The sequence below is a fragment of the Kitasatospora sp. NPDC036934 genome, from assembly GCF_055608425.1.
Genome location: NZ_JBVJQR010000007.1, coordinates 321473 through 336839, shown reverse-complemented (window position 1 = coordinate 336839; position 15367 = coordinate 321473). Strand labels below are relative to the sequence as shown.

Annotated in this window: 16 protein-coding genes; 11 read left to right on the top strand and 5 right to left on the bottom strand. The window is 71.6% G+C overall.

What is annotated here, in order from left to right:
• Positions 1 to 113: 113 nt before the first annotated feature.
• The 3 genes from ACZ7BZ_RS13665 to ACZ7BZ_RS13655 all read right to left on the bottom strand — a co-directional run bounded on the left by ACZ7BZ_RS13665 (position 114) and on the right by ACZ7BZ_RS13655 (position 1266).
• Entirely contained in the window at positions 114 to 497 is a 384-nt protein-coding gene (locus ACZ7BZ_RS13665) for a hypothetical protein (RefSeq protein ID WP_470358457.1), read from the bottom strand.
• Positions 498 to 645: 148 nt separating this feature from the next.
• Positions 646 to 915, bottom strand: a complete 270-nt coding sequence (locus ACZ7BZ_RS13660) for a chaplin (RefSeq protein WP_380464122.1) — start codon at positions 913 to 915, stop codon at positions 646 to 648.
• A 108-nt stretch (positions 916 to 1023) separates the two neighbouring features.
• Positions 1024 to 1266, bottom strand: coding sequence for a chaplin (locus tag ACZ7BZ_RS13655; protein WP_380464124.1), 243 nt, complete (start codon positions 1264 to 1266; stop codon positions 1024 to 1026).
• Positions 1267 to 1836: 570 nt separating this feature from the next.
• Between ACZ7BZ_RS13655 and ACZ7BZ_RS13650 the strand changes: the two genes are divergently transcribed.
• The 4 genes from ACZ7BZ_RS13650 (at position 1837) to ACZ7BZ_RS13635 (ending at position 6030) form a co-directional block, all read left to right on the top strand.
• On the top strand, positions 1837 to 2076 hold the full coding sequence (locus ACZ7BZ_RS13650; protein ID WP_380464126.1) for a chaplin: 240 nt from the start codon (positions 1837 to 1839) through the stop codon (positions 2074 to 2076).
• Between the two features lie 245 nt (positions 2077 to 2321).
• The gene (locus tag ACZ7BZ_RS13645) at positions 2322 to 3998 is read left to right on the top strand and encodes an RICIN domain-containing protein (protein WP_470358456.1); all 1677 of its coding nucleotides are present in this window, start codon (positions 2322 to 2324) and stop codon (positions 3996 to 3998) included.
• A gap of 178 nt (positions 3999 to 4176) precedes the next feature.
• Positions 4177 to 5478: a glycosyltransferase family 39 protein gene (locus tag ACZ7BZ_RS13640; RefSeq protein WP_470358455.1), complete on the top strand. Its 1302-nt coding sequence runs from the start codon at positions 4177 to 4179 to the stop codon at positions 5476 to 5478.
• Between the two features lie 63 nt (positions 5479 to 5541).
• Positions 5542 to 6030, top strand: coding sequence for a MarR family winged helix-turn-helix transcriptional regulator (locus ACZ7BZ_RS13635; RefSeq protein WP_470358454.1), 489 nt, complete (start codon positions 5542 to 5544; stop codon positions 6028 to 6030).
• A 115-nt stretch (positions 6031 to 6145) separates the two neighbouring features.
• Here ACZ7BZ_RS13635 and ACZ7BZ_RS13630 read toward each other — a convergent pair whose 3' ends face one another.
• A complete protein-coding gene (locus tag ACZ7BZ_RS13630) occupies positions 6146 to 6628 on the bottom strand; it encodes a hypothetical protein (protein ID WP_350507657.1) in 483 nt (160 codons plus the stop codon).
• Positions 6629 to 7091: 463 nt separating this feature from the next.
• Between ACZ7BZ_RS13630 and hemL the strand changes: the two genes are divergently transcribed.
• The 7 genes from hemL (at position 7092) to ACZ7BZ_RS13595 (ending at position 14133) form a co-directional block, all read left to right on the top strand.
• Complete coding sequence (gene hemL, locus ACZ7BZ_RS13625; RefSeq protein ID WP_470358453.1) at positions 7092 to 8420, top strand: glutamate-1-semialdehyde 2,1-aminomutase; 1329 nt, start codon at positions 7092 to 7094, stop codon at positions 8418 to 8420.
• Between the two features lie 52 nt (positions 8421 to 8472).
• A complete protein-coding gene (locus tag ACZ7BZ_RS13620) occupies positions 8473 to 9123 on the top strand; it encodes a histidine phosphatase family protein (RefSeq protein ID WP_465740013.1) in 651 nt (216 codons plus the stop codon).
• Between the two features lie 142 nt (positions 9124 to 9265).
• Complete coding sequence (locus ACZ7BZ_RS13615; RefSeq protein WP_380462917.1) at positions 9266 to 9880, top strand: TlpA family protein disulfide reductase; 615 nt, start codon at positions 9266 to 9268, stop codon at positions 9878 to 9880.
• Positions 9877 to 10665 carry a cytochrome c biogenesis CcdA family protein gene (locus ACZ7BZ_RS13610; protein WP_465739425.1) on the top strand — a complete coding sequence of 263 codons (789 nt, stop codon included), beginning with the start codon at positions 9877 to 9879 and terminating at the stop codon, positions 10663 to 10665. The genes ACZ7BZ_RS13615 and ACZ7BZ_RS13610 overlap by 4 nt, the downstream gene beginning before the upstream one ends.
• Before the next feature lie 2 nt (positions 10666 to 10667).
• Positions 10668 to 12464: a cytochrome c biogenesis protein ResB gene (gene resB / locus ACZ7BZ_RS13605; protein WP_470358452.1), complete on the top strand. Its 1797-nt coding sequence runs from the start codon at positions 10668 to 10670 to the stop codon at positions 12462 to 12464.
• A 3-nt stretch (positions 12465 to 12467) separates the two neighbouring features.
• On the top strand, positions 12468 to 13598 hold the full coding sequence (gene ccsB / locus ACZ7BZ_RS13600) for a c-type cytochrome biogenesis protein CcsB (RefSeq protein WP_470358451.1): 1131 nt from the start codon (positions 12468 to 12470) through the stop codon (positions 13596 to 13598).
• A 148-nt stretch (positions 13599 to 13746) separates the two neighbouring features.
• Positions 13747 to 14133 carry a hypothetical protein gene (locus tag ACZ7BZ_RS13595; protein WP_380462925.1) on the top strand — a complete coding sequence of 129 codons (387 nt, stop codon included), beginning with the start codon at positions 13747 to 13749 and terminating at the stop codon, positions 14131 to 14133.
• 16 nt (positions 14134 to 14149) lie between these two features.
• On the opposite strand, the gene ACZ7BZ_RS13590 is transcribed toward ACZ7BZ_RS13595, so the two are convergent.
• Positions 14150 to 15202 (bottom strand): ScbA/BarX family gamma-butyrolactone biosynthesis protein, encoded by a 1053-nt coding sequence (locus ACZ7BZ_RS13590; protein WP_470358450.1) that lies wholly within the window; start codon positions 15200 to 15202, stop codon positions 14150 to 14152.
• Positions 15203 to 15367: the final 165 nt, after the last annotated feature.

Sequence of the window (15367 nt, the reverse complement as noted above, 5' to 3'; positions counted from 1 at the left end):
GTGGCGGCTGACGACGTGGAAATCACCCCCTGACCCGCGGTGGCAGGGTGGCGTTCGGGCGCCCCGTTTGGTATCGAGGGTCCCTGATACCACCCGCGTCCGCGGGCGCGTCCTCAGCCGGGCAGGACGCCGGACAGCCCGCCGACCACCGGGAGGTCCTTGACGCCGCCACCCGCGCTCAGCGGCCCGGTCAGCGTCCCGGTGCCCACCGGGGCCAGGCCCTGGTCCGGCTGGACGGTCGCGCCGTTGTTGAGCACGTCGGCCGAGGAGTTGGCCCACGGGTCCAGGCGCAGGCTCTTGATCGGCGCGATGCCGTAGCCGAGGCCGGAGGTCGTCCCGTTCAGCGCCTGCCCGACGTCGGTCTTGGCCAGCGTGGCCGGTCCGGCCACGGGCTCCGGGCCCGAGCCGGTGCTGGCGGCCTGCGCCGGACCGGCACCGAGCAGCACCACGGCGCCCACGGCGGCGGCCAGCCCGGCCCCGCCCTTCTTCGAAACCATGCGGATCACCCTTCGGTGGAGTGGGGCGCGGCCCGATGGAACCCGGGGGCCGGCCCTGGGGTCCCGGACGTCCCGCCCGGGGATGCCGAACTGCCCCCCGGCCGGCTGGTCGGGGGGCAGTACGGCCGAAACGCGTGCCGATCGGGGATCAGCAGTCGTCCGCGGGCTGCGGGTGCACGTCCACGTTGGCGCAGCTGTTGCCGAAGGCCGGGTTCAGCGCACCGATCACGTCGATGGAGTTGCCGCACAGGTTGATCGGGATGTGCACCGGGATCTGGATCTGGTTGCCGGAGGCGACGCCGGGGGAGCCGGCGGCGACGCCCTCGGCGCCGGAGCTGGCGGCGGCGGAGCCGGCCGCGCCCAGGATCAGGCCGGCGGCGGCGGCGGAGAGGACGGCGGCCTTCTTCACGTTCTGCATGGGGGTTGATCTCCTCGATCACACACGGGTGGAGCGTTCCGCGCCCCGGCGCTGCGGGGCGCGGAACGGGCTCGGTGAATCAGCTGTCGCCGGGTCGGCGACAGCGGTTCAGCCGGCGTTGAGGCAGGAGTTGCCGAACGCCGGGTTCAGGATGCTGATGAGGCCGATGCTGTTGCCGCAGACGTTGACCGGGACGTGCACCGGGATCTGGATCTGGTTGCCGGAGAGCACGCCGGGGGAGCCGGCGGCCACGCCCTGGGCGCCCGAGCTGGCGAACGCGCCGCCGGCGGCACCGAGCACCAGGCCGGTGGCGGCCAGGGAGAGGGCAGCGGCCTTCTTGAGGTTGCGCATGGTTCTTCCTCCGATTTCTGCCCGACGGAAGGTGAGTGTCGGGAAACGGGCGAGCAGGAATACTCACCCGAAGGCTTCTTGGATTGCCGTGATTGTCACTCCGGCGGCGCACACCGGCGTGTTCCGCCCATGGCTCGGGCGTCGACGCAGCCGCCGCGTTTCTTCCAGCGCCCCGCGAACACTTCCCGCACGGCCGGGAACGGTTCGACGGAGGTGCGACCAGGAATTCCCGGTCAGGCGTTCAGGCGGTGTCGCCGAACGCCGGGTTCTGGGGGGCCCGCCATGTCGACCGACTTGCCGGGGGCCTCGGTGCCGTCGAGGCCGTGGGCGAGCTGCGCATGGGCGGTACTCGTTTCATTGAGCAGGGCCGGGTGGATCCGTCTTCGTCAGGGAGAACGAGGCAGCGCGCGCGGGGAAACGGTCCGGTCCGGTGATCACCCGAATGCCGGGCGGAGGGTGCATTGGGCCAGACGGGTGACAGTGCGGGCGCCGTCGCAACCGGTCCGGACGGGTGTCGTTCTAGATGTCGCACTCCCCGTGCATCTCTGTATGAACAGTCAGGAGGCTCGCATGAGCATCAAGAAGACCGCCGCCGTCGGCGCGGCCGTGGTGGGCATCGTGGCCGCCGGCGCCGGCACCGCCATGGCCAGCTCCGGCGCCGAGGGTGTCGCCGCGGGTTCCCCCGGTGTCATCTCCGGTAACCAGGTCCAGGTTCCGGTCCACATCCCGGTCAACCTGTGCGGCAACACCATCGACATCGTGGGCCTGCTGAACCCGTCGTTCGGCAACCACTGCGCCAACCTGGGCTGAACCCACGACCGGTTCGGCCGGTGAGAGCCGCCGTTCCGCGCTTCCCTCCTGGGGCGCGGAACGGCGGCTCTTTTCCGTTCCCGTACGGCTGCGGTCGTGTCAGTTCCCGGTGATGTCACGGGCCTTGTTGCACTACTTGTCAGTACCTAGAATGTGAGACCTGCTCACCTTTTGGCACCTCTCCTGCTCCGCACCGCTCGGCACCCCCGGCCGGACGGTTCCCCCGCCCCCGCAAGGAGTCGCGTGTGATCAGGTTCCGCACGTCCGCGGCGCGGCCGGTGCGAACGGGCTCGTCCCGCTCCGCCGCCCTGCTCGCCGCCGGCGTCCTCATCGCCACCCTCGGCCTGGCCGGCGCCCCCGCCGCCCTCGCCGACAGCGCGCCGGCGCCGGACCCGGCCGCCACCCGCCCGGCCGCGATCGTCGCCCTCGGCGACAGCGCCATCTCCGGGGAGGGCGCCGGCACCGACACCAACGACGGCTACTTCCCGGAGACCGACAGCCCGACCAACTACTGCCACCGCCACCCCAAGTCGGAGATCTTCACCACCGACATCCCCGGGGTCACCCCGATCGACCTCGCCTGCTCCGGCGCCCAGACCGGCGACCTGGTCAGCGACCCCGAGCTGGCCAAGATCACCGGCGGCGGCAGCGGGGACTACGGCGAGCCCAAACAGGACGTCAAACTCGCCGACACGGCGGCCAGGTACGACGTCAAGATGGTCGTCGTCACGATCGGCGCCAACGACGACTTCGACTTCAGCGGCATCATGATGCACTGCCTCGCGCAGTACTTCCCGATCCCCAAGGACCAGGGCTGCCGGGACACCATCGGCAGCGACGAGATCCGCCGCCGGGCCCGGGCCGTCCAGCCCAAGGTCGTCGCCGCGCTGCAGAACATCCGGCAGACCATGCGCAGGGCCGGCTACGCCGACTCCTCGTACCAGCTGGTCTACCAGTCGTACTTCAACCCGATCACCCCGGACATCCGGCGCAACGACTACCTCGGCAAGATCGCCGACGGCTGTCCGGCCTTCCCCGAGGACCTCGCCTGGGGCCACAACTGGGTGGTGCCGACGTTCAGCGACGCGCTCCGCGGCGCGGCCGAACAGGTGCCCGGCGTACGGTACCTGGACCAGCGCAGGGTCGCCTTCGGGCACGAGGTGTGCGCGGAGTGGACGACCTCGCCGTACGAGTACAGCAACGGCGATGTCATCAACCTCTCGGAGTGGGCCCGCAACGGCTGCGACTCGCAGATCGGCATCCCCGGGCTGTGCATGAACATGGTCCGCCAGTCGTACCACCTGCGGGTGGCCGGCTACCGCGGTGAGGGCGTCTGCCTCGGCCAGTTCTTCACCAAGGCCGACCAGCAGGAGGCGTACTGCACGCTCAACCAGCAGAACACCACCTCGATCCAGCCGCTCACCCCCGGGAAGCCCTTCGGCGACACCCCCGAGGACGGCTCCTGGTACCAGCTCACCAACGCGGCCACCGGCAACGCCCTCGACGTCACCGGCGGGGGCAGCTACGGCGACTCCACCAACGGCCGGGCCGCGATCAGCTACCCGGCGACCGGCGGGCTGAACCAGTCCTTCGTCCTGGAGGCCAAGGCCGGCGGCAGCTACGAGCTGGACTTCAGCGGCAACCGCGGCATGTGTCTGGACGCCGACGCGGCCGCCACCGCCCCCGGCACCCGGATCCAGCAGTGGGGCTGCAACGGCGGCGCCAACCAGCACTGGGTCTTCAAGCCGGCCGGCGACGGCAACTACAAGATCGCCGACTCGGCCGACCCCACCAAGGTCCTGGCGGCCGGCGCCACCCTCGACGCCAAGGGCAACCCCTACGTCGAACTCGCCACCGACACCGGCGCCCCCGCCCAGCTCTGGCAGCTCACCAAGCTCGGCATCGTCTACCTGCACAGCTGACGACCCTACGGCCGTCGCCGCGCCCACCCGGCCGGCGACGGCCCCACCCGCCGGGCGCCACGGGTTCCGGGGCGGGCGTGGGCGGCCAGGCGTTCGGGGGCGTGCCGTAGGCTCTCGGGAACGTCGTTGGCGCCGGAGCCGCGCGCACCACGAGCGGGGCGGGGAGTACCCAGAGCAGATGAGCACGGCATCGAGCACCGAGTCGTCCAGCACGGAACCGTCCGGCACGGCACCGCCCAGCGCCGAGCCGGTCGCCGCGGCGGGGGAGCGGCCCGAGGAGCGGGCGGGCCGTACGCCCGGCCGCCTCATGACGCTGGTGGACCGCTTCGCGCCCGCGGTCGGCGCGTACGCGGTGGTCAAGGCGATCGGCCTGACGGTCTTCCTGCTGCTGCTGGAGCACACCGGCGACTACCTGAAGAAGCAGGTCGGACGGGGCGGCGGCGCCCACTCGTGGGACGTGCTGGGAACCTGGGACGGCGTCTGGTACCAGCGGATCGCCGAGAACGGCTACGACCCGCAGCTGATTCCGCTGCACGGCTTCCCGCTGGCCACCTACTACGAGAACTCCGCCGCCTTCTTCCCGCTCTACCCCTGGCTGATGCGGCTGGTCGGCACCGTCACCGGGCTGGGCCCGTACGGCTCCGGGATCGTGGTCTCGGTGCTGGCCTCGCTGGTCGCGGCGGCCGGGATCTTCGCGATCGCCGAGCGGCTCGCCGGCTTCCGGGCCGGTGTGATCGCCGCGGTGATCTGGGGCCTGTTCCCGGGATCGGGCGTGGAGTGGGCGGTCTACTCGGACTCGCTGTTCGTCGCGCTGTCCGCCTGGGCCTGCTACTGCGTGATGACCCGCCGCTGGGTCGCGGCCGGACTGATCGCCCTGGTCGCCGGCCTGAACCGGCCGACCGCCGCCGCGCTGATCGCCGCGGTGTCGATCGCCGCACTGGTCGCGCTGGTCCGCCGCACCGACGGGGTGGCCCGCCCGCTGACCGCGATGCTGATCACCCCGTGGGGCCTGCTCGGCTACGTCGCCTGGGTGGGCTGGCGGATGGGCGACTGGGGCGGCTACTTCAAGCTCCAGCGCGGCGCCTGGAACCGCTACTTCGACTTCGGCGCCTCCACCGTGCGCACCGTGATGGACGTGATCACCGGCCACTGGGACTTCTGGCAGTCCAATCCGGTGCCGGACCTGATCGCCATCGCCCTGCTGATCGCCCTGCCCGGCCTGCTGGTGCTGCTCGCGCGCGCCCGCCCGCCGCTGGTGCTGTGGGTCTACACCGCGCTGACCCTGTTCACCGCGCTGAGCAGCAACCAGATCTTCGGCAACATCTCGCGCTACCTGCTGCCGGCCTTCCCGCTGTTCATCGGCCTGGCTGTGGTGCTGCGCCGGCTGCGGACCTCTTCGCTGATCGGGCTGTTCGCGATGCCGGTGATCGCGGCGGGCTGGTACGCGGGCTATGCGCTGTTCGAGTTGGGTATCCCGTAACCCCGGTGTTGGTTGGCTACGGGATCATCCGGCAGCAGACGGGCCGTTGCTAATCTCGGACGTATGACGACGACCCCGCCCGTGCGCCAGATCCGCGACATCTCCGGTCTGCTGGACCACGCGAGCCACGTGCTGGCGACCCGGATGGCGGCCGCCTTCACCGAGCTCGGGATCACCCCCCGCGCGTACTCCGTGCTGTTCCACGCGCGGGAGGCCGAGCGCACCCAGATCCAGCTGGCCGAGCTGGCGGACCTGGACAAGACCACCATGGTGGCCACCGTCGACGAACTGGAGAAGGCGGGCCTGGCCGAGCGCCGCCCGTCCGCCACCGACCGCCGGGCCCGGATCATCTCGGTCACCGAGGCGGGCGAGCGCGCCGTCGAGCAGGGCACCGCGATCGCCGACCGGGTCCACCGGGAGCTGCTGGAGGCGCTGCCGCAGCCGGAGCGGCAGGTCTTCGTGTCGGCCCTGACCCGACTGGTCGACGGGCACCTGGCGGAGCCGGTCGAGAGCGAACGGGCCGTACGTCGCGCCCGTCGCGCCCGCGGCTGAGCGACCGCGCCCCGGGGGCCCGGTCTCGCCCGGTGCTCCGCCCCGTCGTCAGGATCCGAGGAAACGTCAACTCGCCCCGCTCCTGGCCGCGTTCACCGGGTCGGGTGCGGAGGCATCAGGGCCAGACCAGGCAGTACAGCTGGTGCCCGGCGTCGTGCAGCCGGTTGGCGAAGTCCTGCCACTCGTGCAGCATGCTGTAGATCACGAAGGCGTCGCGGGGCCCGCGCCGGTCCGGCACGGTGGACCAGATGAAGGCAGCGGCGCCGAGCTCGGTCTCGTCCGCCTTGCGGAGCGGTTCGACCACGTTGTGCGGGAGTTGGACGACGGCGTAGTCGGGGTGCAGCACCACGAGTTCCAGCGGTGGCACCTGGTGCAGCGGGACGCCCTGGATGCCGGTGAGGACCATGGCACTCATGGTCTCCGGCTTGATCTTGGTGGAGAGGTGGCCGGTGGGGGAGCCGCTGGTCTCCATCAGGTCGCCGAGCCGCCCCAGCGCGCCGAGTTCACCGGCGTCCAGGCCGAGCCCGCCCGGGCCGAGGGCGGTGGGGACTCTGGCGGCGGTCGCGCGGTCGGGTGCGCCGAAGTACTTGTACGTCACCCCCACGCGTCCCTCACCCCGCCTCTCGCCGCCGCGGCGACCACGACCCGTACCCGCTCCCGTACCCCCGCGTGCGGTTTCGGCGGGCTTGCGGGGGCCACCCGCGGCCTCGTCGAAGCCGTCCTGCGCCTCGGACACTCGGACCATCCTCACCGGAATTCGCCGGAATCGACAGACCCCCGCACGCCCGGCGTCCCGCCGGACGTGCTCCTTACCCGTCATGCGCCGCCGTACCCATCCGCGGTACGCGGCAGTCCTCTCCACACCCCTGTACACAACCGGAGCGCTCGCGCACTCTGTGCACACAGTCTGACTGGTCCGCGTTACGGAACAACCAGCGGCCCCGCCCGTGGACCACCGCCACGGACGACCGTCATGGACAACCGTACAGACAACGGTGCCCGGATCATCGTTCCAGATGATCGGGCCGGACATGCAGAGCTCAAGGACACGATTTGAGACCATGTCTCCCGTGAGCTACCCCTACGAAGCCCCCCAGTCCCAGTCGCTGTTCGATCGCGCCTCCGTGGTCACGCCCGGCGGCGTCAACTCCCCGGTGCGCGCCTTCCGCGCGGTCGGCGGCACGCCCCGCTTCATGGTGTCCGGCGCCGGCCCCTACCTCACCGACGCCGACGGCCGTGAATACGTCGACCTGGTGTGCTCGTGGGGGCCGATGATCCTCGGCCACGCGAACCCCGCCGTGATCGACGCCGTCCAGCAGGCGGTCTCCCGCGGTACGTCCTTCGGCACGCCCGGCGAGGGCGAGGTCGAGCTGGCCGAGGAGATCGTCGCCCGGGTCGCCCCGGTCGAGCAGGTCCGCCTGGTCTCCTCCGGCACCGAGGCCACCATGTCCGCGATCCGGCTCGCCCGCGGCTTCACCGGCCGGGCGAAGGTGGTCAAGTTCGCCGGCTGCTACCACGGTCACGTGGACGCGCTGCTGGCCGCCGCCGGTTCCGGCGTCGCCACCTTCGGCCTGCCCGACACCCCGGGCGTCACCGGTGCCCAGGCCGGCGACACCATCGTGCTGCCGTACAACGACCTGGCCGCCGTCGAGCGGGCCTTCGCCGCCCACCCCGGCGAGATCGCCTGCGTGATCACCGAGGCCTCGCCCGGCAACATGGGCGTCGTCCCGCCGCTGCCCGGCTTCAACGCCGGCCTGGCCCGGCTCTGCCGGGACAACGGCGCGCTGTTCATCTCCGACGAGGTGATGACCGGCTTCCGCGTCTCCAAGGCCGGCTGGTACGGCCTGGAGGCGGCGAACGAGGGCTGGGCGCCGGACCTGCTGACCTTCGGCAAGGTCATGGGCGGAGGCTTCCCGGCCGCGGCCTTCGGCGGGCGTGCCGACGTGATGGCCCACCTGGCCCCGGCCGGCCCGGTCTACCAGGCCGGCACGCTGTCCGGGAACCCGGTCGCCACCGCGGCCGGCCTGGCCCAGCTGCGCGGCTGCACCGACGAGGTGTACGCGACGGTGGACCGGGTCTCCGCCGAGATCTCCGGCCTGGTCTCCGAGGCGCTCGCCAAGGAGGGCGTGGCGCACCGGCTGCAGACCGCCGGGAACATGTTCTCGGTGTTCTTCACCGACGCCGCCGTCACCAACTACGACGAGGCCAGGACCCAGGAGGCGTACCGTTTCACCGCCTTCTTCCACGCGATGCTGGCCGAGGGCGTCTACCTGCCGCCGTCCGCCTTCGAGTCCTGGTTCGTCTCGGCGACCCACGACGCCCGGGCGATCGAGCGGGTCGCCGCGGCCCTCCCGGCCGCCGCCCGCGCCGCTGCCGCCGCAACGGCCTGAATTCAGGAGTAGTCGAGAAGTGAGCGCGAAAGAGATCACCGTCGTCCACGTGATGCGCCACGGTGAGGTGCACAACCCGGAGGGCGTGCTGTACGGGCGGCTGCCGGACTACCACCTGTCCGAGCTGGGCCGGCAGATGGCCGACCGGGTCGCCGAGGACCTCGCCGGGCGGGACGTCACCCACGTGGTGGCCTCCCCGCTGGAGCGGGCCCAGGAGACCGCCGCGCCGATCGCCAAGGCCCACGGCCTGGACGTCGCGGCGGACGAGCGGCTGATCGAGGCGGAGAACGTCTTCGAGGGCAAGACCTTCGGCGTCGGCGACGGTTCGCTGCGCAACCCGGGCTACTGGAAGTACCTCACCAACCCGTTCAAGCCGTCCTGGGGCGAGCCGTACCTCGACCAGGTGGTGCGGATGATGGGCGCGCTCGGCGCCGCCCGGGACGCCGCCCGCGGGCACGAGGCGGTCTGCGTCAGCCACCAGCTGCCGATCTGGATCCTGCGCTCCTTCGTGGAGCGCCGCCGGCTCTGGCACGACCCGCGCAACCGGCAGTGCTCGCTGGCCTCGCTGACCAGTTTCACCTTCGAGGGCGACAAGATCGTCTCGGTCGGATACCGCGAGCCGGCCCGCGACCTGCTGCCCGCGCACCTGGTCGGCAAGGGCCGCAAGGGCGACAAGCCGGTCGGTAGGAGCTTCGGCGCCTGACGCCCGTAAGCGGTGCGTAAGTATGACTTCGGGTCACCTGGCGAGTGCCGGTTGGCCCGAAGTCTTCGCAGGTCAGACGGGGTGTGGCGCGCAAGGTAGGACCCCGGCGAACCCGCTCGGAACTCCATGCGAAACTTTTCACATGTCTGCCATGACGCGCCCCCGTCCCCGTGTCGCCGCAGCCGCCGCCACAGTCGCCGCAGCTGCGCTCGTCCTCACCGGCTGTTCCTCCTCGGGCTCGTCCGGCAGCGGCGAAGGACAGGTCGGTTTCGTCACCGTCAAGGGGACCAACCTGGCGAAGGCGGACGCCGGCAAGCGCGGGGACGCGCCGGACATCACCGGGGAGACCCTGGAGGGCAACCAGGTCAAGCTCTCCGACTACCGCGGCAAGGTCGTGGTGCTGAACGTCTGGGGCTCCTGGTGCGGGCCGTGCCGGGCCGAGGCGAAGAACCTCCAGGCCGTCGCGGACGAGTACAAGGACAAGGGCGTCCAGTTCCTCGGCATCAACACCCGGGACACCGACAAGACCAACGCCGTCCGCTTCGAGCAGGAGCAGGGCGTCTCCTTCCCGAGTATCTTCGACCCGGCCGGCACCCAGCTGCTCAAGTTCCCCAGGAACAGCCTCAACCCGCAGTCCATCCCGACCACCCTGGTCGTCGACCGCGACGGCAAGCTGGCCGCCCGCGCCGTCGGCGGGACGACCCAGGAGGCGCTGGAGTCGATCGTCCAGCCGGTGGTCGCGGAGCAGCAGCAGTGAGTGGGCCACTGCAACCCGCCGCACTCCCGCTGGCCGACACCTTCACCACGGTCCAGAGCGGAGCGCTGCTCGCCGCCGCGCCGGTCGCGCTGGCGGCCGGGCTGGTGTCCTTCTTCTCGCCCTGCGTGCTGCCCCTGGTGCCCGGCTACCTCTCGTACGTGACGGGCTTCTCCGCCGCCGACCTCGCGGACGCCCGCGGCGCCAGGCGCGGCCGGATGCTGCTCGGGGCGACACTGTTCATCCTCGGCTTCACCGTGGTCTTCGTCTCCGGCGGGGCGCTGTTCGGCCAGTTCGGCAACACCCTGCAGGAGCACAAGCGGGTCATCTCGATCGTGCTCGGCGCCCTCACCGTGGTGATGGGCCTGGCCTTCATGGGCCTCGTGCCCGGCCTGAGCATGCGCGAGGTGCGCTCGCACCGTCGACCGGCCGTCGGCCTGCTCGGCGCGCCGCTGCTGGGCATGGTGTTCGGCATCGGCTGGACGCCCTGCATCGGCCCGACCCTCGCCGCCGTCCAGACCCTGTCCCTGAACCAGGCGGACGCGGCACGCGGGGCCCTGTTGATGACCTTCTACTGCCTGGGCCTCGGCGTACCGTTCATCGTGGCCGCGCTGGCCTTCCGCCGGGCGCTGGGTGCCTTCGGGTGGGTGAAGCGGCACTACCCGCTCGTGATGCGGATCGGTGGCGGCATGCTCGTCGCGGTCGGTCTGCTGCTCGTCACCGGGATCTGGGATTCCTGGATGAGCGAACTGCAGTCCTGGACCGCCGACTCCCAGATCGGAATCTGACCGTGAGCAAGACCACGACCGATACCGAGCTGCCCCCGGCGCCGGACGACACCGCCGCCGAACGGCTCAGCACCGCGCCGGTCGAGTCCGACGGACCGACCGGCATAGGGGTGCTCGGCTGGGCCCGTTGGATGTGGCGTCAGCTGACCTCGATGCGGGTCGCGCTGATCCTGCTGTTCCTGCTGTCGCTGGCCGCCATCCCGGGCTCGCTGATCCCGCAGAACGGCCAGAACCAGTTCAAGGTGCAGACCTGGAAGGCGCAGCACACCGCGGTCGCGCCGATCTACGAGAAGCTCCAGCTGTTCGACGTCTACAGCTCGGTCTGGTTCTCCGCGATCTACATCCTGCTGTTCGTCTCGCTGGCCGGCTGCATCATCCCGCGCACCTGGCAGTTCGTCGGCGTGCTGCGATCCCAGCCGCCGGCCGCGCCGCGCAACCTGACCCGGATGCCGGTGTACGCGGCCTGGCGCACCGGGGCGGACCCGGAGCAGGTGAACGCCGCCGCCCACCGGCTGCTGCGCAAGCGCGGCTTCCGGGCCAACCTGGCCGGCGACTCGGTGGCCGGCGAGAAGGGGTACCTGCGCGAGGTCGGCAACCTGCTGTTCCACCTGTCGCTGTTCGCGCTGCTCGGCGGCTTCGCCTGGGCCAGCCTGGCCTCCGGCACCGGCGGCAAGCTGATGGTCGAGGGCCAGGGCTACTCCAACACCATCACCCAGCTCGACGACTTCACCGGTACCCGGTTCTACGGCAACCAGGACCTGGACCCCTTCTACCTGAAGCTCGACGACTTCACCTCCAAGTTCCAGAACACCGGTGACCAGATGGGCGCCGCCCGGCAGTTCACCGCGAACGTGGAGTACTACGAGGGCAGCGACGACTCGAAGCTGAAGAAGGGCACGATCGAGGTCAACCACCCGCTGGAGATCGGCGGCAGCAAGGTCTTCCTGATCGGCCACGGCTACGCCCCGGTCATCACCGTGAAGAACGGCAAGGGCGACGTGGTCTACCACGACGTCGTGCCGTTCCTGCCGCAGGACGCCAACCTGACCTCGACCGGCGTGGTGAAGGTCTCCGACTACGGCGTCGGCCCGGACGGCAACAAGACCCAGCTGGGCTTCTCCGGCTTCTTCCTGCCGACCGCCCCGCTGAGCTTCGCCGGCACCGGCCCGATCTCGCTGTTCCCCGGCGACGCCGCCCCCGAATTGGTGCTTAATGCCTTCTCCGGCGACCTCGGCACCGACTCCGGCCTGCCGCAGAACATCTACCAGCTGAACACCGCCAAGCTCACCCAGCTGAAGCAGGACGACCAGCCGGCCAAGGCCCTGCTCAAGCCGGGCCAGGCCTGGGACCTCCCGGACGGCTACGGCAGCGTCACCTTCGAGGGCTACAAGCAGTGGGCGAGCTTCAACGTCTCGCACCGCCCCGGCAACGAGATCGCGCTCACCGGCGCCGTCCTGGCGATCCTCGGCCTGATCGGCTCGCTGTTCATCCAGCGCCGCCGGATCTGGGTGCGGGCGGTGGCCCTGCCGGGCGGCGGCACCCAGGTGGAGCTGGCCGGCCTGGCCCGCAGCGAGTCGGCGAAGATCGCCGAGGAGCTGGCCGAACTCGCGGTGGACCTCCAGGACGACGCCCCGGCGTCGGAGGAGGACGAGACGGACGAGACGGACGAGACGGACGGGGAGTCCTCCCCGGCGCCTCCGCCGACGGCGGAGGGGGAGCCCGTACCCGAAGACCCCGCCGCCGACGATCCCGCAGCAGAAGACCCCACAGCCCATGCCGACCAGAACTCCAAGGAGTAGACGGTGCACCTCGCCTCGGGAGTCGACCCACAGCTGGCCGACCTCTCCAACAAGCTGATCTATTCGGCGATGGCGGTCTACACGATCGCCATGTTCGCCCACATGTTCGAGTGGACGTTCGGCAGCAAGGGTGCGGTCGCCGTCCGCTCCAAGGAGCAGTCGGGCAACCTGGCCGAGACCGTCGCCGCCGCGGAGCCCAAGGCCGCCAAGAAGGTCACCGTCACCGTGGCCGGGGCGAAGGGCGGCACCACCACGCTCACCCGCACCGTCCTGGCGGGCGAGGGCGCGACGGTGGTCACCGGCGGCCGCGGCGACGAGGACGTGGACGGCCCGGGCGCGGCCGGCACGAGCGAGAAGGCCGACCTGGCCGGCCGCATCGCGATCTCGCTCACCGTCCTGGCGCTGCTGCTGCACGGCGGCGGCATCATCGCCCGCGGCCTCTCGGTGTCCCGCTGGCCGTGGGGCAACATGTACGAGTTCTCCTGCGCCTTCGCCTTCGCGATGACGGCCGCGTACGTGGTCCTGCTGGCCGCGCGGAAGAACGTGCGCTGGCTCGGCCTGCCGGTCACCGTCGCGGTGCTGCTGACGCTCGGCATCGCCACCCAGGTGCTGTACACCGACTCCGAGCAGCTCGTCCCGGCGCTGCACTCGTACTGGCTGGCGATCCACGTCTCCACCGCGATCTTCTGCGGCGGCGCCTTCTACGCGGCGTTCATCGCCACGCTGCTGTACCTGGGCAAGGACTCCTTCGACAAGCGCACGGCGGCCGGCCTGACCACCGGTCCGCTGGGCACCTCGGCCTCGATCTGGCGCCGGCTGCCCGCCGCGGCCACCTTCGACAAGCTGTCGTACCGGATCAACGCCCTGGTCTTCCCGCTGTGGACGTTCACCATCATCGCGGGCGCGATCTGGGCCGAGTCCGCCTGGGGCAAGTACTGGGAGTGGGACCCGAAGGAGACCTGGTCGTTCATCACCTGGGTCGCCTACGCCTGCTACCTGCACGCCCGCGCGACGGCCGGCTGGAAGGGGCGCAAGGCCGCCTACCTGGCGCTGGCCGCCTTCGCCTGCTGGCTCTTCAACTACTACGGCGTGAACATCTTCGTCACCGGCAAGCACTCGTACGCGGGGATCTGACCGGGGGCACCCACCCGTCGGCCCGACTTTCCGCAGAAGGTCGGGCGGGGCCTGTCTCCCGGGTGCAACAGGGGTAGTGCGTGCCGGCCGTCCGTGCCGGTACGGGGAGGAACGAGGAGGAAATCGCGCAATGGAGTGCGAAGAGGTCATGCTGACCGTCCGAATCACCGCCGCCGAGCAGCTGCTGCTCCGTCGGCTCGCCCAGGGGCACCGGAGCGACGTGTCCGAAGTGGTGGCCGACGCTCTGCTGGACATCATCCCCACGCTCAGCGCGCCGGGGGACGCCTACCGGCTGCTGGGCGCCCTCGGGACGCCGGCGCCGTGCGCGCTGACGGTCTGGCTGCCGACCGCGCTGGCCGACCTGCTGGCGCCCGGCGCGGCCCGGATCGCCCAGATCACCGACGTCCGGATCGAGTCGGCCAGTGCGGCGCTGGGCGCGGCGCTGCGGCTCTGGCTGGCCCAGGACCCGGTCCGGCTGGCGGCCAACCTCAGCGTGATGCACGCCGGGCGACCGGCCACCCTGGTGGCCGCCTGACGCGGACGCGCGGGGCTCAGCCCGCCAGCGGCAGCAGTCCGGGCACGGCGGGGCGGCCCTCGAAGGCGTCCCGTCGGACCGGCACCCGCGGACCGTCCACCGGCTCGGCGAGCAGCCGGCACTCGGCCGCCGTCCGCCCGTCCTGGAGCAGTCGGACCAGGACGGGGCTGCGGCGGCCGTCCGGTGTCCGCTCCCGGACGGCCCGCACGTAGCAGGGCCGGTCCAGCTCGATGTAGCGGTCGAAGGAGGTCACCAGCTCGACCGGCGCGACCGGCTCGGGGTGGTGCAGCCGCTGGGCGGCCTGGCGGGCCGCCTCCAGCACCAGCATCCCGGGCACGTGGTCCAGCTCGTGGTCGAACAGCACCGGGTGTCCGGCGTCGGCGCGCAGCAGCCAGGTGTCCGGGCGCAGGGTCGGGCTGAGCACCACGTCCGCGGGCTGCGCCCGGCCGACGAGTTCGGGCGCGGCGGGTTCCGGCGGCAGCGGCGGGGCGACGGCGTACCGGCCGGGGCCGCGCAGCCGCTGGTACGAGGCGGGGGTGATCACCCGCAGCTGGCCGGAGCCGTGGCCGATCCGCAGGCCGTCCCGGGTGATCTCGGCGTGCACCCGCAGCGAGGCCAGTCGGCCGTGCCGCATCCGGACGTCCTGGCAGCCGACGGTGAGCATCAGCGCGGCCGGGCCGGCGGTGACGGCGAGGCCCGGCAGGCCGGCCTCGCCGAGCGCGTAGCCGAGGTCCTCCATGACGAAGTGGTGGTCGCGCGGCACCCCGAAGCCGGCGTGGCCGATCAGCAGCCCGGCCTGCCGGACGGTCTCGGCCATCAGCACCGGGTCGTGGTAGCGGTCCCCGGGCAGCCGGTAGAAGCCGTGCAGCCGGGGCCACTGGGCGCCGAGCAGGAAGTCGTACGGGCCGGTGGCCTGCCAGCCGGTGAGGAAGACCTCGGAGACGGCGGCGCGGTGCACCAGGTGCCGGGAGACGGTCCGGTCGTGGAAGTCGTAGCCGGGGCGGGGGCCGGAACGGGGGCCGGGGTGGGCGTACGGGCCGAGCGAGTCCGGCTCTACGATCAATGGCATGACTGGCCCCAGCTCCAGGGTGTCGGTCGAGCGTCCGCTACGGACGCCCCAGCAAAACATACATACCACCCGGTTTGTCTTCGGCGACCGGGGTGTCCCCGCCGCAAAGACCCGGGCCGACCACGCTACCTGGCCCCTGGTCTGCGGTGATGCCCGAAACGGGGA